At 41.2% G+C, this 21,929-nt stretch carries 20 protein-coding genes; all 20 read left to right on the forward strand.

Annotated features, from left to right (window positions below):
* The first annotated feature begins 50 nt into the window (after nt 1-50).
* The 20 genes from AOT11_RS13870 (at nt 51) to AOT11_RS14115 (ending at nt 21,805) form a co-directional block, all read left to right on the forward strand.
* The gene (locus AOT11_RS13870; RefSeq protein WP_000509889.1) at nt 51-341 is read left to right on the forward strand and encodes a hypothetical protein; all 291 of its coding nucleotides are present in this window, start codon (nt 51-53) and stop codon (nt 339-341) included.
* A gap of 159 nt (nt 342-500) precedes the next feature.
* The gene (locus AOT11_RS13875) at nt 501-1,298 is read left to right on the forward strand and encodes a DUF2971 domain-containing protein (protein ID WP_017420753.1); all 798 of its coding nucleotides are present in this window, start codon (nt 501-503) and stop codon (nt 1,296-1,298) included.
* Nucleotides 1,299-2,372: 1,074 nt separating this feature from the next.
* The gene (locus AOT11_RS13890; protein ID WP_017420751.1) at nt 2,373-2,777 is read left to right on the forward strand and encodes a hypothetical protein; all 405 of its coding nucleotides are present in this window, start codon (nt 2,373-2,375) and stop codon (nt 2,775-2,777) included.
* Between the two features lie 1,051 nt (nt 2,778-3,828).
* Complete coding sequence (locus AOT11_RS13915) at nt 3,829-4,386, forward strand: hypothetical protein (RefSeq protein WP_017420604.1); 558 nt, start codon at nt 3,829-3,831, stop codon at nt 4,384-4,386.
* A gap of 138 nt (nt 4,387-4,524) precedes the next feature.
* A complete protein-coding gene (locus AOT11_RS13920; protein ID WP_017420605.1) occupies nt 4,525-4,971 on the forward strand; it encodes a GNAT family N-acetyltransferase in 447 nt (148 codons plus the stop codon).
* 231 nt (nt 4,972-5,202) lie between these two features.
* The gene (locus AOT11_RS13930) at nt 5,203-5,463 is read left to right on the forward strand and encodes a hypothetical protein (RefSeq protein WP_017420606.1); all 261 of its coding nucleotides are present in this window, start codon (nt 5,203-5,205) and stop codon (nt 5,461-5,463) included.
* A gap of 636 nt (nt 5,464-6,099) precedes the next feature.
* Nucleotides 6,100-6,639, forward strand: a complete 540-nt coding sequence (locus AOT11_RS13940) for a histidine phosphatase family protein (RefSeq protein WP_017420608.1) — start codon at nt 6,100-6,102, stop codon at nt 6,637-6,639.
* Nucleotides 6,640-6,775: 136 nt separating this feature from the next.
* Nucleotides 6,776-7,513 carry an HNH endonuclease signature motif containing protein gene (locus tag AOT11_RS13950; protein ID WP_017420609.1) on the forward strand — a complete coding sequence of 246 codons (738 nt, stop codon included), beginning with the start codon at nt 6,776-6,778 and terminating at the stop codon, nt 7,511-7,513.
* 634 nt (nt 7,514-8,147) lie between these two features.
* Entirely contained in the window at nt 8,148-8,744 is a 597-nt protein-coding gene (locus AOT11_RS13965) for a class I SAM-dependent methyltransferase (protein ID WP_017420611.1), read from the forward strand.
* A gap of 135 nt (nt 8,745-8,879) precedes the next feature.
* On the forward strand, nt 8,880-9,260 hold the full coding sequence (locus AOT11_RS13975; RefSeq protein WP_017420612.1) for a GFA family protein: 381 nt from the start codon (nt 8,880-8,882) through the stop codon (nt 9,258-9,260).
* Nucleotides 9,261-10,182: 922 nt separating this feature from the next.
* Nucleotides 10,183-11,717, forward strand: a protein-coding gene (locus AOT11_RS13990; protein WP_392396600.1) for an IS3 family transposase whose coding sequence is annotated in 2 segments (ribosomal slippage) — nt 10,183-10,645 and nt 10,645-11,717 — 1,536 coding nt in all. Because the reading frame shifts where the segments join, the coding sequence is not laid out codon by codon here.
* A 1,250-nt stretch (nt 11,718-12,967) separates the two neighbouring features.
* Nucleotides 12,968-13,276, forward strand: a complete 309-nt coding sequence (locus AOT11_RS14010; RefSeq protein ID WP_017420768.1) for a hypothetical protein — start codon at nt 12,968-12,970, stop codon at nt 13,274-13,276.
* A gap of 134 nt (nt 13,277-13,410) precedes the next feature.
* Complete coding sequence (locus AOT11_RS14020; protein ID WP_061778619.1) at nt 13,411-13,605, forward strand: hypothetical protein; 195 nt, start codon at nt 13,411-13,413, stop codon at nt 13,603-13,605.
* A 411-nt stretch (nt 13,606-14,016) separates the two neighbouring features.
* Nucleotides 14,017-14,346 (forward strand): hypothetical protein, encoded by a 330-nt coding sequence (locus tag AOT11_RS14025; RefSeq protein WP_026050567.1) that lies wholly within the window; start codon nt 14,017-14,019, stop codon nt 14,344-14,346.
* A 1,964-nt stretch (nt 14,347-16,310) separates the two neighbouring features.
* On the forward strand, nt 16,311-16,724 hold the full coding sequence (locus AOT11_RS14055) for a hypothetical protein (protein ID WP_017420778.1): 414 nt from the start codon (nt 16,311-16,313) through the stop codon (nt 16,722-16,724).
* 1,090 nt (nt 16,725-17,814) lie between these two features.
* On the forward strand, nt 17,815-18,354 hold the full coding sequence (locus AOT11_RS14075) for a hypothetical protein (RefSeq protein WP_017420773.1): 540 nt from the start codon (nt 17,815-17,817) through the stop codon (nt 18,352-18,354).
* Nucleotides 18,355-19,404: 1,050 nt separating this feature from the next.
* The gene (locus tag AOT11_RS14090) at nt 19,405-19,725 is read left to right on the forward strand and encodes a hypothetical protein (RefSeq protein WP_017420765.1); all 321 of its coding nucleotides are present in this window, start codon (nt 19,405-19,407) and stop codon (nt 19,723-19,725) included.
* A 135-nt stretch (nt 19,726-19,860) separates the two neighbouring features.
* Nucleotides 19,861-20,376, forward strand: coding sequence for a GNAT family N-acetyltransferase (locus AOT11_RS14100; RefSeq protein WP_061778617.1), 516 nt, complete (start codon nt 19,861-19,863; stop codon nt 20,374-20,376).
* A gap of 144 nt (nt 20,377-20,520) precedes the next feature.
* Complete coding sequence (locus tag AOT11_RS14110) at nt 20,521-21,339, forward strand: hypothetical protein (protein WP_017420767.1); 819 nt, start codon at nt 20,521-20,523, stop codon at nt 21,337-21,339.
* 151 nt (nt 21,340-21,490) lie between these two features.
* Nucleotides 21,491-21,805 (forward strand): DUF4144 domain-containing protein, encoded by a 315-nt coding sequence (locus AOT11_RS14115; RefSeq protein ID WP_017428771.1) that lies wholly within the window; start codon nt 21,491-21,493, stop codon nt 21,803-21,805.
* Nucleotides 21,806-21,929 lie beyond the last annotated feature (124 nt).

The following is a 21,929-nucleotide window of genomic DNA, read 5'->3' on the forward strand; positions in this document are numbered from 1 at the left end:
GTTAAAAAAGTATCCAGTCGTGCTGCTATAAGTTATAGGTAAAAAGAATCATGGGGCATAAATTACCTCCAGAACAGCTAGAATTATATAAAAGAATTGATGAGATTCTTTATTACAAGTGGGACCCAATCGGAGTATCAGATAGTGGTTGGGCACGAGATGAATACCAGTCTTATTTACCGCAACTATTTAGCTTGGTGATGAAAAGTCAATCACCACAAGAAATCTGCAAGTATCTAACAGAGTCAACTCAGTATATGGGTCTACAACTATCGAGGGATCATGATTTAGCTATTGCTAAGTTAATCCTTGAAGTTAAGGATTCGTTAGATATTGAGTGAATCCAGCGTATCTAAACTCATAACAAGCAATTTAAGAGGGATTCCCAACGCTTGGCATTTTTGCTTCTACTTCAAATTTAGTGTTTATGGCACAATGCGTTAGGTTGGGTGGTAGCGTTGCTCACCCCTTAATTGGGCGTTAGGCTTATCTGGAGGAATATGAAACAACACGGATTATTGTACCAAGGCAAGTACAAATATAAATATGTCTCTTATGGCGACGGTGCAAAAGCAATATTAGAACAGTCAACTATAAAATTTACCGATCCACTCGAATTTAACGATCCATTTGACTGCTATCCATCGTACGATGAAGAAAAAATAATTGAAGTGCATAGGAGTCTATTTAAAAACTTATGCGTTCAATCTGGTGTTTCTCCTGCTAAGAGAATGATGAAATGGAAAGAAGTCGAAGCAAAATTTAGGGTTGATGAAATAGATAGTTCCATTCAGAGGACATTACAAAAACAAGTTGGAATATGCTCATTGACAACTAAAGCATGTAACCTGCTGATGTGGGCGCATTATGCTAAGAATCATACTGGTCTTGTATTTGAATTTAGCAATACAATTCCCAAAGATATGCAAGAACAATCAAAATATTTGTGCGCAATGCATGTTGATTATATGGAGTGTAAACCTGTAATTGATATGCTCGATGCAAACTATGTGCATAGTTTTCTTGTTAAAGGACAAGATTGGCAGTACGAAGATGAGATTCGCTGTTTGAACCTAGATGGTGCTGGTATTTATAAGTATCTCCCGGAGCTTCTCGAGTCTGTAATCTTGGGTGCAAAGATTTCTGAAAAGGACGAAAAAGAAATAAAACTTATTATTTCTAGACTTAACAAAGTTAGAAAAAAGCCAATAGCGTTATATAAGGCTAGGCTAATTAAGGATAAATTTAAATTATATATACCTCAACATCCAGTATATGGTGACATGAATTGGACATAAGCCTAACAAACGCTTCAAGAGGGACAGCCAACGCGCGGCATTTTTACTATGCGTTGGTTTTTGTGATTATGGTGTTATGCGGAAAGTCAGTAGTAGCGTTGGCTGCCCCTTAAGCGGGCGTTATGCTTAATCACCTAAAATCAGTGGGTTATGGTTTTTCTTTGTTCCCTCGGCTTTTCAGTTTTGTGTTTGTCGGCAAGTTGGATTTTTTGAGCGCTGTTTTTCGGACACTTATTCTTTGGCGCTGGAAATTCAGAGAGTTGCCTCATTCAATTTTCGGGTAAGCGAGAGATTAGGCTGGTTGGCTCAATCAGCAATTTGATCTTAGGTTTTTGAGTTTCAGCAGCCAAATTTCAAAGTCTGATTTTCAAAATCATGAGTTATTTCGGTTTTCTACATTTTGGTTTTTGTTTGTAAATCAAAGTCGAGTTAATCTTGTTTTTAGTAAAACGTAAGCCATTTAAGTTTAAGCATAACAAGGCGTTTAAGTGGGATTCATGCCGCGTGGCATTTTTGGTTTGCGGTGCGTTTTGTGCTGAAAGTGGTCTTCGGGAAGTTGATTTATGCGGCACTCACCCCTTAACGCAGCGTTATGCTTAATCACGTAAACCAGTGGTTTGTGAATTTTTCTTTGTTCCCTCGACTTTTCAGTTTGGTGTTTTTCGGCAAGTTGACTTTATTGGGCGCTGTTTCTGGACACCTATTCTTTGGCGCTAAAAATTCAGTGAGTTGCCTCAGTTAAGTTCTGTGCAAGTGCGTGGTTAGGGTGTTTGGTTTACTCTGCAATTTGTTCGTTGGTTTTGTGAGTTCTAATTGCAAAAATCTGTGTGATTTCTGGTTTTTAGGTTTAAGTTTTTGTGCGTAAATCTAAGTCGAGTTACTCTTGGTTTTGGTAAAATTGTCCGCTTTGGAGCTCAAGCATAACAAACAATTCAAGCGGATTCCCAACGCGTGGCATTTTTGGTTTGCGGTGATTTTAGGTGTTTAAGGTGGTGTGCGGCAGGTTGGTTTGTGCGTTGCTCACCACTTAATTGGGCGTTATAAGTATTGGTCTTAGACTTCAAGGATAAATGAGTGAAAAAAGTTCTATTTTTGTTGCCATTGGCATTTAGTTTACATGCAGCAGACAGCGCTAAATATGATGAAAAAAGACGCCTTTTCTGTGAGTTGACGTCAATGACTCCACTGCTAAGTGATTTGCAAAAAGGGGATATTAGAGATGGTTGGCTTCGAATTCAAAACGATATGTATTATTCTATCGAAATTGGTGGTTGGGTCATGATGAGTTATGGTTCAAATGATGGCGTAAATATATCTAACACGAAAAAAAGTCTTTTTATCAAGGATTATATTGGACTTACGAAGTTTGATAAAACGACCGGTAAGGTAACAATGAATTATTCGACAAAAGACATGTCACAAAAATTAGTTTGGTCATGTGATGTAGGTATGAACCAACCGAATAACACCGAAATGTAATACTTATAACAAGGCGTTCAAGAGGGATTCATGCCGCGTGGCATTTTTGGTATGCGGTGGTTTTGGTGGTGAAAGTGGTCTGCGGAAAGTTGGTTTAGGCGGCATTCACCCCTTAACGCGGCGTTATGCTTAATCACCTAAAATCAGTGGTTTATGGTTTTTCTTTGTTCCCTAGGCTTTTCAGTTTTGTGTTTGTCGGCAAGCTGGCTTTTTTGAGCGCTGTTTTTCGGACACTTATTCTTTGGCGCTAGAAATTCAGAGAATTGCCTCATTCAATTCTTGGGCAAGCGCGAGGTTAGGGCGGTTGGCTCAATCAGAGATTTGATCTTAGGTTTTTTCGTTTTAGCTGCCAAATTTCAAAGTCTGATTTTCAAAATCATGAGTCATTTCAGTTTTTTGGTTTTTGGCTTTTGTTTGTGAATCAAAGTCGAGTTAATTTTGTTTTTAGTAAAACGTAAGCCATTGAAGCTTAAGCATAACAAGGCGTTTAAGCGGGATTCATGCCGCGTGGCATTTTTGGTTTGCAGTGAGTTTTGGTGGTGAAAGTGGCTTGCGGAAGGTTGGTTTATGCGGCAATCACCCCTTAACGCAGCGTTAGTACGAAACAACTTTTTACGTGTTCAGAGGAAATAATGGTCATCAGGAAGACCCCACTGTGTATTGGAATATGTTTGTTAGCATTAGTGACTGCGAACTTCTTAATTGGATTATTAAAAGGTTTTAGCAATGGTTCGCGTGCATATATGAATTATGATTCCTTCTATTTCGTAGGATGCTCATTGCTTCTTGTTATGGGCGTTTCATTGGCAAAATATAGCATCTCGAGAAATGGTCGACTGGGAAGGGCTGGAGAATTCTTTTTCAAATTTTACTTGCGCAGTATGCGACGGTTTCGCACTAACAAAGCATTTAAGAGTGATTCCTAACGCTTGGCATTTTTCATTCTATCGTTGAGTTCAGTGTTTACGGTGGTATGGTTGGGTTTCGTGGTAGCGTTACTCACACCTTAATGCGGCGTTATGCCCTTAATAATTTGGAGTCTAATTTAGGAATGTTTAGCAAAATTTATAAAAATTATCAGATGATTAGTCCTTTGCCGGTATTTTGGTGGTTGGCTGTTGGTTTGATTGCTCAGAAAATTTACCCTCTGACAAAGTTGAATTCTGACAATGTTTCAGTAACAACTTTACAGTTTGGTTTGGTATTGGCTTTCATTTTGACTATGTTAGCAATGTTCCTTTCGTTTCTATGGGAGGATAAGTCCAATGATAGCAAGTTTCTAAACTTCATCTATTCAAGCTCTAGGCAGTTTGCTGACCTTGCAATGGGGGTTGCTGGGTTTTCTTCTGCCTATTTCTTGTTGGACTCAGTTTACTGGCTTCCAGCCGTATTGATAATTTCATCCCTTGTACTTTCGACGTGCTTAAATCACATATACTTGGTTGTTTTTAACAAGAGCGATGTTGGTACATATGGCTGGATAAGCTCGGTTGATAAGAGCAAGGGAAAAGTTTGTAACCCAGTCATTGTCAAAGTGTTTGCGGGACTGCTCGCATTAGGTGCCATGACAACAATTATCTTTTTTGTACTTGGCTGGTTAAAGGCATAACAAAGCATTTAAGAGTGATTCCCAACGCTTGGCGATTTCAGTTCAAGGTTGGGTTTCGTGTTTATGGCGCAATGGTTCAGGTTTGGTGGCAGCGTTGCTCACACCTTAATGCGGCGTTATGAACTACAAGGTTAATCTATGTATATGATCGAAAGAGCGACCATAGACGACATTGAAAAGTTAGTGGAGATTCAAGTTTCAGCTTTTGCGAACGATCGCAAACAATGCGGTTCTGGTCCTCCAGGTTTCGATAGCCACGAGTATCAAACTCGATGTCTGGAACGTTATTCTTACTTTGTCATTAAAAGTTCAAGTAACGTTGTTGGCGGATTTTACTATTCGCTTTCGGAAGAAAATTTAAGCCTGATTAGGCTATTTGTAGATCCGAACTTTCAACGTCAAGGTTTTGGGGGGAATGCACTCAATTTCCTGATAAATCAGGTTAGAACTGGTATGTATATTGAGTTAGAGACACCGACCTTTAGTGTAGAAGCTCAAAGGTTCTATGAAAAGAGTGGCTTTCAAAAGGTACAAAGAATTCAATATCCGTCAGGTAGCTCGTATTTGTACAGAAAGTTGTGCTAGATAACCACGTTCATAACAAGGCGTTTAAGAGGGATTCATGCCGCGTGGCATTTTTGGTATGCGGTTGGTTTTGGTGGTGAAAATGGTCTGCGGAAACTTGGTTTATGCGGCATTCACCCCTTAACGCAGCGTTATGTTGTTCAAGTGCAATTAATTTCATTGGAGTGGTTGGCTTTTTAAACAAAGATCCCATATATAAGTAATGCTTTAGTTGCAAAGAGGATCTAGCAAATGCCAACAGAAAACTACCACAACGTTCGCGCCGCTTATTCGTTTTTTCGTGAAAATGAAGGAAACCAAATAAAGCTTCAACAAGTAGCCGAAGCAGCTGGCTGGAAAGAAAGTACGGTATCTACCTACTTCAATAAAAAATGGAAAGACTTAGTTTTATCTCGAGTTAAACCTGGTCTTTACGAAGTTTGTATGTCTAAAGAAATGTCGTTGGAAGACTTTGGAGCTTTACATTCACAAGTTGACGAGCATTTGCGTTAAATCAACAACATAACAAAGCATTTAAGAGTGATTCCCAACGCTTGGCAGTTTTGGTGCTAATCGTTGGGTTTTGTGTTTAAGGTGGTATGTTTTAGCTTCGTGGTGGCGTTGCTCACACCTTAATGCGGCGTTATGCTTAATCACGTAAAATCAGTGGTTTATGGTTTTTCTTTGTTCCCTTAGCTTTTCAGTTTTGTGTTTGTCGGCAAGTCGGCTTTTTTGAGCGCTGTTTTTCGGACATCAATTCTTTGGCGCTGGAAATTCAGGTAATTGCCTCAATCGATTTTCGGGTAAGCGCGAGGTTAGGGCGGTTGGCTCAATCAGCAATTTGATCTTAGGTTTTTGAGTATCAGCAGCTAAATTTCAAAGTCTGATTTTCAAAATCATGAGTTTTTTCGGTTTTCTACGTTTTGGTTTTTGTTTGTAAATCAAAGTTGAGTTAATCTTGTTTCCAGAAAACGTAACCCATTGAAGCTTAAGCATAACAAGGCGTTTAAGCGGGATTCATGCCGCGTGGCATTTTTGGTTTGCGGTGATTTTTGTGGTGAAAGTGGTGTGCGGAAACTTGGTTTATGCGGCATTCACCCCTTAACGCGGCGTTAGCCCAATCCGGTAAAAATGGAGATTTAGAGACGAATGGAAGTCGTATTTGTAAGGCATGGCGTGCCTGACTACTCGTTATCTGACGAGCGAAAAATGAGCCAACTTGAAAAAGATTATGCTCCTTTACATCGAGACCACATACATGAATTGCACGCTGTTGCTCAAGAAATTCAACTCGAGAAAGCAGAAGTGATCATATCTTCACCGTATACAAGAGCTCTTCAAACTGCAGAAATTATAAACCGTAAACTCGGTTTAGAACTCTTTGTTGAACATGACCTACGTGAGTGGCGAGCGGACTTGGACGGTGGCTATGTAGATCTTCAAGAAAGAGATCGCCGTTGGCATGAGTATCGCGCTTCACTGAAAAATAATGCAGAGCCTAATAATGTCCCGTATGAGTCTTGGATAGTACTTAGAAACCGCGCTGAAAATGTGTTATCGCGATACAGGCATTATTCTAAGATAATAGTCGTATCTCATTTCAATGTGTTTGAAAGTTTGGCTGGCTACCAAGAGAACGGTATTGGTTGCGGAAGCTATTGTTCGCTAACGTTGTGCAAATTGGGCTAACAAAGCGTTTAAGAGGGATTTGGCACGCGTGGCATTTTCGATTTGCTTTGGGTTCAGTGATTAAGTCGCTGTGCGGTAACTTTTGTAGTGCGTGCCTGCACCCCTTAACGCGGCGTTATGCATATAAGAGGAAATCATGGCTATTTCGGATAAGAATCGGAAAATTCTTTGGGGTAAATCTGGAAACAAATGTGCAATGTGCAGGCACACCTTGGTTTTCGAAAAAACTGATCATGATTCTGAGTCGGTTGTTGGGGAAGAATGCCATATTATTTCTGGCGCAAAAAATGGTCCTAGAAGTGACGTAGACTTCCCAAGAGACAAAATAGATGATGTATCAAACTTAATCTTGCTTTGTAGGCTTCATCACAAACAAATAGATGATCAGGTTGAGACATATACCGCAGAGTTATTGCGAATTATCAAAACGAACCACGAAACGTGGGTAGAAGAAAAATTAAAAGACGCTCCTAGCATTCGAAATGTCAGAGTCGTTCGTGATAAGTCTCAGATTCCAAGTAAGTTAAATGTTGTCCATACTGGCAAAGAAATGTTTGAAATCATCACTGGTTGCCAAGCATTTTATATGGATTACACAGATAACCTTTCAGACGATGAACTTGAGCTCGTTGGTAACTTTCTACAGAATGTAAAGGATTGGTCTGAAATCGCGCAAGAATTAGAACCAATTCAAAAAATTAATGCCAGTAAAGATATCGGCTTGGAGCTAGCAGCTCTTCGTGATTGTAACCTATTCGCTTTTACTGCAGTAGAAATACAGAAAATGGTCGGTGGCATAAGTGGTGAGTTACCTTTCCCTGTTTTGCACCTGACCGTCAGTAAGGCAAGTGATCCTAATGTAGTTTCGAGTTAGTCGGAAAAATATGCATAACAAGCAATTTAAGAGGGATTCACAACGCTCGGCACTTTTGCTTCTACTTCAAATTTAGTGTTTATGGCACAATGCTTTAGGTTTGGGCGGTGGCGTTGTTCACCCCTTAATTGGGCGTTATGTTTAGTCACGTAAAATCAGTTGGTTGCATCTTTTCTTTGCTCCCTTGGCTTGTGAGTTTTGTGTTTGTCGGCAAGTTGGCTTCGTTTGGCGCTGCTTTCTGGACATCTATTCTTTGGCGCTGGAAATTCAGAGAATTGCCTCAGTCGATTTTCGAGTAAGCGCGAGGTTGGTTCGACTGGCTCAATCAATATTTTGATCACAGGTTTTTGGGCTTGATTGCCGAAATTCAAAGTCTGTTTTTCAAATCTATGAGTCGTTTCAGTTTTTTAGTTCTTGGCTTTTGTTTGCGAATCAAAGCTGAGTTAATCTTGGTTTTTGTAAAACGTAAGCCCTTGAAGCTTAAACATAACAAAGCGTTAAAGAGGGACTTGGCACGCGTGGCATTTTCAGTTTGCGTTGGGTTTTGTGGTTACGGCACTGTGCGGTAGCTTTTGTATTGCGTGCCTGCGCCCCTTAACGCGGCGTTATGTACTTTATTGGAATATTGAACTTTATGGATGATAGCTCAGCGACTTGGCGTCAATACTACGAAAAATCATTGTTACGTCCCCACAATTCGCGCACTGAAATCGCAATTGAGTTGAATCAGTCCGGACTGAAAACCGCTGTCGATTGCGGTTGTGGAACGGGAAGTGAGATAGCATATCTAGAGCAGCAAGGTTATCAGGTGCATGGCTTTGATATTAACCCAGACTCTGTTGCGATATGTTCTGAAAGGTTTAGTTCAAAACCACTGGTTAAACTTTCAGAGTGTTCATTTGAGTCTTTCAAATATCCTTCTGCTGGTATAGTGATAGCAAACTCAAGTTTGTTCTTTGCTGACCCGCTAGAGTTTAAAAATACATGGAGTAAAATTGCCTCTTCTATTGCGGTTGGTGGTGTCTTCGTCGGCGATTTTATGGGGCCTAGAGATAGTTGGGCAACGAATTATCGTTTACCTACGGCGCCGTTGAGTAAAAAACAAGTTGAGCTCTTGTTTAAAGAGTTTGAAATAGTCAGTTTCAATGAGCGTGATGAGCCTGGTGCAACAAGGATTGGATATCCTAAGCATTGGCATATTTTTTCAGTGATTGCCGTAAAACGTACATAACAAAGCGTTTAAGAGGGATTCATGCCGCGTGGCATTTTTGGTATGCGGTGAGTTTTTGTGGTGAAACTGGTTTGCGGAAGGTTGGTTTGGGCGGCATTCACCCCTTAACGCAGCGTTATGTACTAAGGAGGCAGGATGCCAAAAACGTATTCCGGTTCATGTCACTGTGGTCTCATTAAATTCGAAGTTTTAGCCGATATTGACCATCTTCGAGAGTGTAATTGTTCCATCTGTATCCGTAGAGGTGCGCTAAATTTTAGAGTGCCAGCAGAGAATTTGACGGTTCTAACTCCCCTAGAAAATGCAGTTTTATACCAATGGGGTAGTGAGACCGCAGAAGACTACTTTTGCCCTAAATGCGGTATTCTGCCGTTTCGTAAACCTAGCCAATTGACCAAAGCTGAAATCGAGGCAGGCAAAATCCCATTTACTGGTTGGGCTGTAAATGCTCGTTGTTTTAGTGGGTTAAATATCAGTGAAATTCCAATCGTTAAAATAGATGGAGCATCCCTTTGAGCACGTACATAACAAGCAATTTAAGAGGGATTCTCAACGCTTGGCACTTTTGCTTCTACTTCAAATTTAGTGTTTACGGTACAATGCGTTAGGTTGGGTGGTGGCGTTGCTCACCCCTTAATTGGGCGTTATGTTTAATCACGTAAAATGAGTTGGTTGCATCTTTTCTTTGCATTTTCGGCTTTCTAATTTTGGTCTTGTCGGCAAGTTAACTTCAGTGTTCGCTGTTTTCTGGACTCCAATTCGTGGGCGCTAAAAGTTCAGAGAGTTGCCTCATTTAAGTTCAGTGCGTTTGTGAGTCGAATGAAGCGATCTTAGTTTCAAAGTTTGAGCTCAAGTTTTCGGTTTCTCACGCTAAAATTCAAAGTCATTACGACTAAATTTATGAGTTAATTCAGCTTTTTTAGCGTCTGGTTTTGGTTTTCAAAGGTAAGTCGAGTTAAGCTCTTGGTTTCGTAAAACTTAACCCATTGAGTCTTAAACATAACAAGGCGTTTAAGCGGGATTCATGCCGCCTGGCATTTTTGGTATGCAGTGAGTTTTGGTGGTGAAAGTTGTCTGCAGAAGCTTGGTTTATGCGGCATTCACCCCTTAACGCGGCGTTATGCTTAATCACCTAAAATCAGTGGTTTATGGTTTTTCTTTGTTCCTTAGGCTTTTCAGTTTTGTGTTTGTCGGCAAGCTGGCTTTTTTGAGCGCTGTTTTTCGGACACTTATTCTTTGGCGCTAGAAAATCAGAGAGTTGCCTCATTCAATTTTCGGGCAAGCGCGAGGTTAGGGCGGTTGGCTCAATCAGAGATTTGATCTTAGGTTTTTTCGTTTTAGCTGCCAAATTTCAAAGTCTGATTTTCAAAATCACCCCCTCTGGCAGGATAGTTGTCACTGTTAAAATTTAACCAGTTTGGGTGGTAATGAGTGAGTTTTGAATCGCATTCCAACAGAAAGAAAAGAAGCCATATTGAAGAAGCTACTGCCTCCTTATTCAATGTCTGTAAGCCAAGTAGCAAAAGAGGAAGGTATTAGCACAGCCACCCTGTATCATTGGCGGCAGCAACTTAGACGTTCAGGAGCCGCTGTGCCAAATAGTCATACTTCATCAGAGCAGTGGTCTGCTCAAACTAAACTCGCCATTGTCGCTGAAACTTACTCGATGACGGAGAATGAACTCAGTCAGTATTGTCGCGAGAAAGGCTTGTTCCCTGAACAAGTGCAAGGTTGGCGAAGTGAGTGTATGCAAGGGTTTATGTCTGCCAAAGAGCGTGAGGCTGAAGCCAAGAAACAAGCTAAAGCTGACAAACTTGAAATTAAAGAGCTGAAAAAAGAGTTACGCTTTAAAGAAAAAGCGTTAGCGGAAACGGCGGCGCTATTGGTGCTTCGAAAAAAGCTGAGAGCCTTTTACGGGGAAGAGCCAGAGGAAGATTAACCTCAACCGATGAAAGGCAATACTTGCTCACTCTTATCCACGATGCCAAGCGAAGTGGCTGCCGTCTAGAGTACGCCTGCAATGAAGTTCAAATCGACTTGAGAACGTATCGACGCTGGTATCAGCGAGGTGAAATACGGACAGACAAAAGACCGACCTGCGTTAGACCTGTGCCTGCTAACAAGCTATCACCGCAAGAGCGCAATGCGATTATTGAGGTGTGCAACCGCCCTGAATACGCAAGTTTACCACCAACTCAAATTGTCCCGACGTTGCTTGATAACGGTGAGTATATTGCTTCAGAGTCGAGCTACTATCGGGTTTTGAAAGCAGAAGGTCAGCTTCATACCCGAGGTCGTCAGCGAAGTCGACAAAGGCAGGCCAAGCCAACAAGTTATACGGCAACAGGTCCCAATCAGGTGTACACATGGGACATTACGTACTTGCCATCTGTGGTTAAGGGACAGCACTATTACCTCTACGTGATTGAAGATATCTATAGCCGAAAAATCGTTGGCTATGATGTCTACGAATGTGAATGCGGTGAGTTAGCGTCACAGTTATTGCAGCGGACGCTGATGCGCGAGCAATGCTTTAATCAGCCACTGGTACTTCACTCGGACAATGGTGCGCCAATGAAGTCACTGACGTTCAGAGCGAAAATGGATGAGCTTGGTATTACTTCATCATACAGTCGCCCGAGAGTCAGTGATGATAACCCGTATGTTGAGTCGCTGTTCCGCACAGTGAAGTACATGCCTAGCTGGCCAACAAAAGGCTTTGAACAACTCGATGCAAGTCGTAGTTGGGTTGAGGCGTTCGTACGTTGGTACAACACCGAGCACAAGCACAGTAAGTTAAATTACGTTACGCCATCAGAGCGTCACAGTGGTAAAGATAGCGAGATTTTAAGACGTCGTTCGGATGTGTTGTCGGTAGCAAGAGAGCGACACCCAGAGCGTTGGTCAGGCAAGATAAGGAACTGTGAACCCGTTGGTGAGGTTCATCTAAATCCAGAAAGAAAAGCCGCTTAATAACTAAGCGAATGATGACAACTACCTTGAAAAACGCCGATCATGAGTCATTTCAGTTTTTTGGTTTTTGGCTTTTGTTTGTGAATCAAAGTCGAGTTAATCTTGTTTTTAGTAAAACGTAAGCCATTGAAGCTTAAGCATAACAAGGCGTTTAAGCGGGATTCATGCCGCGTGGCATTTTTGGTATGCGGTGAGTTTTGGTGGTGAAAGTGGTCTGCGGAAGCTTGGTTTAGGCGGCATTCACCCCTTAACGCAGCGTTATGCTTAATCACGTAAAATCAGTGGTTTATGGTTTTTCTTTGTTCCCTAGGCTTTTCAGTTTTGTGTTTGTCGGCAAGCCAGCTTTTTTGAGCACTGTTTTTCGGACACTTATTCTTTGGCGCTGGAAATTCAGAGAATTACCTCATTCAATTCTCGGGCAAGCGCGAGGTTAGGGCGGTTGGCTCAATCAGAAATCCATTTTTAGGTTTTCAACTCCAAGCCAGTTTTGCCAAAATCCGAAGTCTGATTATCAAAACTATGATTCATTTCGGTTTTCTACGTTTTGGTTTTTGTGTGTAAATCAAAGTCGAGTTAATCTTGGTTTTGGTCAAACGTAACCCATTGAAGCTTAAGCATAACAAGGCGTTTAAGCGGGATTCATGCCGCGTGGCATTTTGGGTTTGCGGTGAGTTTTGGTGGTGAAAGTGGTCTGCAGAAGCTTGGTTTATGCGGCATTCACCCCTTAACGCGGCGTTATGTTTAGTCACGTAAAATCAGTTGGTTGCATCTTTTCTTTGTTCCTTCGTATTTCTAATTTTGGTCTTGTCGGCAAGTTAAATTCAGTGGTCGCTGTTTTCTGGACTCCAATTCGTGGGCGCTAAAAATTCAGAGTGTTGCCTCATTTAAGTTCAGTGCGTTTGTGAGTCGAATGAAGCGATGTTAGTTTCAACGTTTGAGCACCAGTTTTCGGTTTCTCACGCTAAAACTTCAATATCAGTACAATCAAAATTATGAGTTAATTCAGCTTTTTAGCTTCTAACTTTGGTTTTCAAAGTTAAGTCGAGTTAAGCTCTTGGTATCGTAAAACTTAACCCTTTGAGCCTTAAACATAACAAGGCGTTTAAGCGGGATTCATGCCGCGTGGCATTTTTGGTTTGCGTTGAGTTTTGGTGGTGAAAGAGGTCTGCGGAAACTTGGTTTAGGCGGCACTCACCCCTTAACGCAGCGTTAGCTGGTAAGTGGAATATTCATCAGAAAAAGGATTGTCTATGTTTAAAGAACCGATAAAGTCATCATTTGCAACGGTACAAATAGGTGTGGCAAAGGCGGACGGTAAGCTGTCGTTGACGGATACAGAGGTTGTTTTTGTCCCATTTAACGAGCAGCTTGGCCTCGGTCCCTACCATATCAAGCGTGATGAAATAAAGTCAGTGATTCAAGATGTGGGTAAGGGTGGTGGAATCATTCCGATCACAACTGATGCAATTCGAATCACTTTATCAAATGATTCAACGTTTGTTTTTATCACGGCTAATCCGAAACAGTGGGTCGAAATTTTCAGTGAAATTACCAGCTAACAAAGCGTTTAAGAGGGACTTGGCACGCGTGGCATTTTCGGTTTGCAGTTGGTTTAGTGGTTAAGGTGTGATGCGGTCACGTTGTAGTGCGTGCCGGCGCCCCTTAACGCGGCGTTATGTGTAATGAGGATACTATGCAAAAATTCGCAGCTGTTTTAGGTTTGCTGTGTGTGCCTTATGTGTATGCTGAATCAATTGAAGGGTGTTATTTGGTTGCTGATGAGATAACCAGTTTTTCATCTGAAGAGTCAGAGATTCAGTCTACTTACGTAAAAATTTCAAGGCCCGCTGGAAACTACTCGGTCGAGGGTCTTATTTGGGGGGGCTAATTTTCATGTTTGCCATATTGCTTCTCCGATTGAAGGCGTTGGTGGGCCACTGCAAATGAACTATGTCGACAATAAACTCGTCTATAGCTACAGTGAGGCCGAATACAACATTAATTGTGAGCTAGAATTCTCCTTTAAAGATAACTCATTGACAATAAAGGACTCTAATCATCATTGTTCTGAGTACGTCTTTTATTGTGGTGCTAGAGTTGGTTTAGATAAAGTTGAGTTACCCAAAGTAGCACAAGATTGCCCTTAAATTACACATAACAAAGCGTTCAAGAGGGACTTGGCACGCGTGGCATTTTCGGTTTGCGTTGGGTTCAGTGGTTACGGCACTGTGCGGTAGCTTTAGTATTGCGTGCCTGCGCCCCTTAACGCGGCGTTATGTTCACAAGATGGATTGTAGATATGGATGAAAAAGTACAAATAGCTTTTGGTGTTTGGGCGGGTGTTTCACTCCTCGGTTATGTGTTGTTCTATGCGAATAAAAATACACAGTTTAAGAGGAAATATTATCCAGCATTCTCTGTCGTGACGGGCGCTTTATTTTTGTTCATCGTTAACTTGATGGGGTTTTTTAAACATCAATTCTGGATTGTAATTGTCCCCATTGTTGCGCTAATAACTTTTATGAACATACGCGGTGCTAAGTTTTGCGACAACTGTGGGAAATCAAACTTTACGCAATCGTTAAAAGATAAAAAAATCGAATGTCAAAAATGTGGGCATACTATTTGAGCAATGTGAACATAACAAGGCGTTTAAGAGGGATTCATGCCGCGTGGCATTTTTGGTTTGCGTTGAGTTTTGGTGGTGAAAGTGGTCTGCGGAAGCTTGGTTTATGCGGCATTCACCCCTTAACGCAGCGTTATGTTTAGTCACGTAAAAACAGTGGGTTGCATCTATTCTTTGTTTCTTCGTATTTCTAATTTTGGTCTTGTCGGCAAGTTACGTTTAGTGGTCGCTGTTTTCTGGACTCCAATTCGTGGGCGCTAAAAATTCAGAGAGTTGCCTCATTGAATTCCAGAATGTAGGCGAGGTGAGTGAAGTGATTTTGATTTCAAAGTTAGAGCCCCATCTTTTCGATTTCTCACGTTATAAGTCAAAGTCGGCACAATCAAAATTATGATTTAATTCAGCTTTTTAGCGTCTGGTTTTGGTTTGCAAAGGTAAGTCGAGTTAAGCTATTGGTATCGCAAACTTAACCCTTTGAGCCTTAAACATAACAAGGCGTTTAAGAGGGATTCATGCCGCGTGGCATTTTTGGTATGCGGTGAGTTTTGGTGGTGAAGGTGGTCTGCGGAAGCTTGGTTTATGCGGCATTCACCCCTTAACGCGGCGTTATGTTTAATCACGTAAAATCAGTTGGTTGCATCTCTTCTTTTCATTCTCGGCTTTCTAATTTTGGTCTTGTCGGCAAGTTAACCTCATTGGGCGCTGTTTTCTGGACTCCAATTCTTGGGCGCGAAAAATTCTGAGAGTTGCCTCATTAAAGCTCAGTGCATTTGGGAGTCGAATAAAGCGTCTTTGTTTCAAAGTTTCAAAGTTTCAAAGTTTCAACTCCAGTTTTCGGCTTCTCACGCTAAAACTCAAAATCATTAGAATCAAATTTATGAGTTAATTCAGCTTTTTAGCGTCTGGTTTTGGTTTTCAAAGTTAAGTCGAGTTAAGCTCTTGGTGTCGTAAAACTTAACCGTTCGAGTCTTAAACATAACAAGGCGTTTAAGTGGGATTCATGCCGCGTGGCATTTTTGGTTTGCAGTGAGTTTTGTGGTGAAAGTGGTCTGCGGAAAGCTGGTTTAGGCGGCATTCACCCCTTAACGCAGCGTTATGCACCAGGTGAAAAATGAGACCTTTCAAAATAGCTAGCTTACTTAGCTTTTGTCTTGGATGCTTTGTAGGTTTTGTGATTTTATACGCTGCATGGCAACACAATCCGCAGCATCAATATCATTCGGGAAGTCATATTGACTTTGGATATTTAGCTGGGTTGTGGTTGTTCTGGTGTATTAGTGTGACCTTAGTTTCTATGCCCGTTATTTGGCTAATAGCTAAGATTCTTAATGGCTTCTTGGTTGATCGGGATCGTGCATAACAAGGCGTTTAAGCGGGATTCATGCCGCGTGGCATTTTTGGTTTGCAGTGAGTTTTGGTGGTGAAAGTGGTCTGCGGAAGCTTGGTTTATGCGGCATTCACCCCTTAACGCGGCGTTATGCTTAATCACGTAAAATCAGTGGTTTATGGCTTTTCTTTGTTCCCTCAGCTTTTTGACTTTGAGCTCGTCGGCAAGTTGGTTTCAGTGGGCGCTGTTTTCTGGACACTTATTCTTTGGCGCTGGAAGTTCAGAGAATTGCCTAAATCAGTTTTCGCGTAAGCGCGAGGTTAGGGCAGTTGGCTTAATCAGATATTTGAACTTGGCTTTTTGAGTTTTAGTCGCCAAATTTCAAAGTCCGATTTTTAAAACAATGAGTCATTTCGGTTTTCTACGTTTTGTCTTTTGTTTGTAAATCAAAGTCGAGTTAATCTTGGTTCTAGCAAAACGTAACCCATTGAAGCTTAAGCATAACAAGGCGTTCAAGAGGGATTCATGCCGCGTGGCATTTTTGGTATGCGGCGAGTTTTGGTGGTGAAAGTGGTCTGCTGAAGGTTGGTTTGAGCGGCACTCACCCCTTAACGCAGCGTTATGTATCACATGAGGATTTATGGAATTAGCCAACTTTAAAGACGATTTCTGGCAGCTTCGAAACGGAGAAGCGTGCCATAGAGAGCATCCTGATACTTTTTGGATTCCTTCCTTAAACGATAGGAAAGCCTTGAAAGTTGGGGATGCAGCTAAAGTAATTTTGGAAATCGAGTGTGAAGATGAAGCTGGTGAAATTCACATTGAATCTGAGCGAGGGTACTTAATCGTATCTGAAATTGTCGGCGATAAGTTTATCGGCATACTGGATTTCCAACCTTGTTGCGTTGAACCGAATGATGAAAATGTATATCTGGGGTTTGGTGTGGAAATTCCTTTTGGCCTAGAACATATCATCGATATAGAACGACCACCGCAAGACTATGTTGATTGGCAATTAGCCCAGAAGCCAGAGAAAGTCTGGTATCGTCGGTGATACATAACAAACAATTTAAGAGTGATTCACCACGCTTGGCATTTTTGGTTTGGGTTTAATTCAGTGTTTACGGTGTTCAATTTGAGTGTAGTGGTCGCGTGGTTCACACCTTAATTGGGCGTTATGCTTAATCACCTAAAATCAGTGGTTTGTGGTTTTTTCTCTGTTCCCTCGGCTTTTCAGTTTTGTGTTTGTCGGCAAGTTGGCTTTTTTGAGCGCTGTTTTTCGGACTCTTATTCTTTGGCGCTAGAAATTCAGAGAGTTGCCTCAATCAATTCTCGGGCAAGTGCGAGGTTAGGGAGGTTGGCTCAATCAGAAATCCATTTCTAAGTTTTCAAACTTCAAACTAGATTTGCCAAAGTTCCGAGCTTGATTGTCAAAACTATAATTCATTTCGGTTTTCTACGTTTTGTTTTTGCTTGTAAATCAAAGTCGAGTTAATCTTGGTTCTGGTCAAACGTAACCCATTGAAGCTTAAGCATAACAAGGCGTTTAAGAGGGATTCATGCCGCGTGGCATTTTTGGTATGCGGTTGGTTTTTGTGGTGAAAGTGGTGTGCGGAAACTTGGTTTAGGCGGCATTCACCCCTTAACGCAGCGTTATGCTTAATCACCTAAAATCAGTGGTTTATGGTTTTTCTTTGTTCCCTAGGCTTTTCAGTTTTGTGTTTGTCGGCAAGCTGGCTTTTTTGAGCGCTGTTTTTCGGACACTTATTCTTTGGCGCTAGAAATTCAGAGAATTGCCTCATTCAATTCTTGGGCAAGCGCGAGGTTAGGGCTGTTGGCTCAATCAGAGATTTGATCTTAGGTTTTTTCGTTTTAGCTGCCAAATTTCAAAGTCTGATTTTCAAAATCATGAGTCATTTCAGTTTTTTGGTTTTTGGCTTTTGTTTGTGAATCAAAGTCGAGTTAATCTTGTTTTTAGTAAAACGTAAGCCATTGAAGCTTCAGCATAACAAGGCGTTTAAGCGGGATTCATGCCGCGTGGCATTTTTGGTTTGCAGTGAGTTTTGGTGGTGAAAGTGGTGTGCGGAAGGTTGGTTTATGCGGCATTCACCCCTTAACGCAGCGTTAGGCGATAGGAGAATTAAATGATAGAACGTGTATCCAAAAATCTACAGAACAATCCATTGATTGTTATATCCATGTTTATAGTTTCAGTTTTTAGTGCAGTCGTAACGATCGCTCTCGGGTGGAACCAGTTTTACGGTGACTATCTATCTAAATCGATCACTATCCCTGTTTGGTTTCTTATTCTTGTCCCGATTGTTGGTGCTTCTTTGTGGCTGATATTTAAGCCAACTGTTAATGCTAAAAAAGAGCTAAAAGAGTTTGAAAACATTGAAGGAAAGACTTTTGGTGTTCAGCAAGTTGTATTAGACGGAAGGACATTTAAGCGTTGTGAATTTGATGGTTCAGAGCTCATTTTCAATGGAGAGTATGGCTTTAACTTAGAACGAAATAGTTTTCATGCTCCGAAATTTACTTTTGGAGGTTCTGCAAGTACTACAATATCAGTGTTAACTAACATGTATAAAGACCCTGCTTTCAGACCTCTTGTCGATGAAACACTTGCGAATATAAAACGTGGTGTAATGCATGAGTCTGCACCTGTTGAAAAAATCGCCTAACAAACTGTTTAAGAGTGATTCGCAACGCGTGGCATTTTTACTATGCGTTAGTTTTAGTGGTTTAGGGGTATGCGGGAGCTTCGGTATTGCGTTGCTCACACCTTAACAGGGCGTTATACGAAGTGTCCAAAATTTCCGTTGTTTCTCGTTCTTGTTGCCTTTGGCAGTGTATTTTGAATCGGCCTTTTCTCGCGCAAAATGTGGGTAGGGCAAGTTAATCGGCAGTCTGTTTTTTGCTGAAAGTCAGCAGCGTTGAGTTTAGTTGTACAAAGGCTTCGGTGTTGGCTGAATGTTCCTGTTCATTTGTTGTTGAACTTCCTTCTGCACATAGTTACTTTGGTTGTTTGTTGAATCACAAAAAGTGTTTGGTTTAATTGTGGTTTTTTGAGTTTTGGGTAATCTGTTTTTGCCCAGTTTGGCTGTATGCGTACGCTCGTATAACAAACAATTCAAGCGGATTCCCAACGCGTGGCATTTTTGGTTTGCGGTGATTTTGGGTGTTTAAGGTGGTGTGCGGCAGGTTGGTTTGTGCGTTGCTCACCACTTAATTGGGCGTTATGCTTAATCAGGTAAAATCAGTGGTTTATGGTTTTTCTTTGTTCCCTCAGCTTGTCAGTTTGGTGTTTGTCGGCAAGTTGGCTTTTGTGGGCGTTATTTTCTGGACATCCATTCTTGGGCGCTAAAAATTCAGAGAGTTGCCTCAATCAATTTTAGGGTAAGCGCGAGGTTAGGGCGGGTGGCTCAATCAGAAATCCATTTCTAGGTTTTCAAACTTCAAACTAGATTTGCCAAAATTCTGAGCCTGATTGTCAAAACTATGATTCATTTCGGTTTTCTACGTTTTGGTTTTTGTTTGTAAATCAAAGTCGAGTTAATCTTGTTTCCAGAAAACGTAACCCATTGAAGCTTAAGCATAACAAGGCGTTTAAGCGGGATTCATGCCGCGTGGCATTTTTGGTATGCGGTTGGTTTTGGTGGTGAAAGTGGTCTGCGCAAGCTTGGTTTATGCGGCATTCACCCCTTAACGCGGCGTTATGTGTAAAGGAATATATGACAAAATTTATCAATCTTTTCTTGTGTCTATTTTCTCTAAACTGTCTTGCTGCTGAGTCGACAAAAGAGTGGAATGAACTCAATGAAATGTATGCAAGACAGATGGAAAATGGTCTATATCTAGATGCTGTTGATACATCGCTAAAACTCAATAATTTAGAACCAACAGATACTACAGTGTTGTTGTATATAGTCTACTCGCATACAAAAGCTGGCTTATCCGTTCCAATTTGGGTTTTGGCTGAGCCATGGCCTAATAAATCGGTTAAGGATCGCATGAACAGGCTTATTGCTGAATCAATAGGCTCAAACACATAACAATGCGTTTAAGTGGGATTCATGCCGCATGGCATTTTTGGTATGCGGTGAGTTTTGGTGGTGAAAGTGCTCTGCGGAAGGTTGGTTTATGCGGCATTCACCCCTTAACGCGGCGTTAGGTGAATTGGGGGAATAATGCAGCAAGTTTTAGAAACGGAACGTTTAATTCTTAGGCCATTTGAACACTCTGATGCAGAGCAAGTATCTGTGTTGGCCGGTGATAAACGAATCGCAGAAATGACGGCAAACATACCGCATCCATATAAAGTTTCAGATGCAATTTCATGGATCGAAACGCATGAAATTGGCTTTGCCAGCGGAGAGAGTATTGTTTATGCGATTGTCCGTAAAGAATCGTTAGAGCTTATTGGAGCCGTGAGTTTGAGGAGCTCAAAAGATGGCCAAGGTATCTTGGGTTATTGGTTGGGCGTTGATTTTTGGGGGCAAGGTTATGCGACTGAAGCTTCAAAGGCATTGATTGAATACGCAAAAGAAAGTCATGGATTGCGAGAGTTAAAGGTCATGCATCTTGTTGGTAATGACCGTTCAAAGTCAGTTATCGATAAACTTGGTGTTACTTACGTAGAAAATCAAACACTTCGTATGCAAGGTGGTGAGAGAGAAGTTTGCGTTTATATTTCAGCGGTATAAATTCACCTAACAAAGCGTTTAAGTGGGATTCATGCCGCGTGGCATTTTTGGTATGCGGTTGGTTTTGGTGGTGAAAGTGGTCTGCGGAAACTTGGTTTAGGCGGCATTCACCCCTTAACGCGGCGTTAGAACTATCTTGGGATTATGAGTAAAGAAATAGAAAAAGTATCTTCACCTAAACAGGTGTTCGAGCACGTGAAGCTTGACTATACGAATATCAGTGTAGGGGCTCATGACAATATTAAATTTGGCTTTAAATTTCAGGTGATGCCTTTTGATTATCTAAGTTATGCTCAAAAAGACATGTCCGAAATAAGTCCTAAAGGTTTAATCAATGCTTTATCCAATGCGAAGCGAAGTATCGATTGTCTAATTGAAGTCGTTTTAAGAAGTTTATCTATAGATCCAAATAATATAGAGAAGAGTGCTTTGGATTTCTGTGCTCACGTACTATCCGAAAAAGAACAAGACATCAAACCTATGAGTCTTAGGTTGTTCTGTGCTTTAGGCTTTGCACCAAGCTTCATGATTTCTGAGGTTAGAAACCTCCGAAATAAAGTTGAGCACGAATTCCATATTCCGGAAGAGTTGGAGGTAGTTAGAGCTCTTGAGGTATCTGAACTACTAATAAACAACGTTAAAGCTAAAGAAATTTTTTCATCAACTATTGATATAAGCGATGTTAAACGGCACGAAAAGGCTGGTGAGGGCTATATTACTGGAGTGTACTTTGAACAAGACTACAAAACTGGTGGTTTCAAATTATCGGGAACCGGAAAATGTGGACTAGAAGTAGAGTATGAGTTCAATGCTAACGAAACAGAGTACTTCTACTTACTTCGAGCAATGTTTGTTGCTGATCATGATAGAGAAAAACTGGTCACTACGATCTATAAGCTATTGGACGTGTTGGATATTGCAACACCTAGCGAATTTAGAAAAGTACGAAGCGTCCATCGGTGATAAATAGTTCTAACAAGCAATTTAAGAGGGATTCACAACGCTTGGCATTTTTGCTTCTACTTCAAATTTAGTGTTTATGGCACAATGCTTTAGGTATGGGTGGTAGCGTTGTTCACCCCTTAATTGGGCGTTATGTTTATCGGAGAAGTTCATGGTCAATTGGCCTGGTATTCTGAAATTAGATGGTGACGATGAGCTTGTTTATTTGGGTTCTGAAGCTGATTTGAATTGCGAGTGTTTGGATTTGATCGTTAGTCCAAGCGATCGAGTCATTGATTCTGAAGGTTTTGTCCATTCAATTGTTTCAGATGGCTCAGTAGTTAACTTGATTGGAAACTCAATCCAGATTTCAGCAGAGGAAGCGTCTAGATTGATTCAACGTCATGAGTTCTGTTTAGCGGAAGTCTGTTTGACAAAAATTCAGTTTGAAACAGTCGCTGAAGCATTTAACTGTTTGAAATCTTAGGCCAAATAAACATAACAAAGCGTTAAAGAGGGACTTGGCACGCGTGGCATTTTCGGTTTGCAGTTTGTTTAGTGGTTAAGGTGTTATGCAGCCACTTTTGTAGTGCGTGCCTGCGCCCCTTAAC

The sequence above is a fragment of the Vibrio vulnificus NBRC 15645 = ATCC 27562 genome (assembly GCF_002224265.1).
Taxonomy (GTDB): domain Bacteria; phylum Pseudomonadota; class Gammaproteobacteria; order Enterobacterales; family Vibrionaceae; genus Vibrio; species Vibrio vulnificus.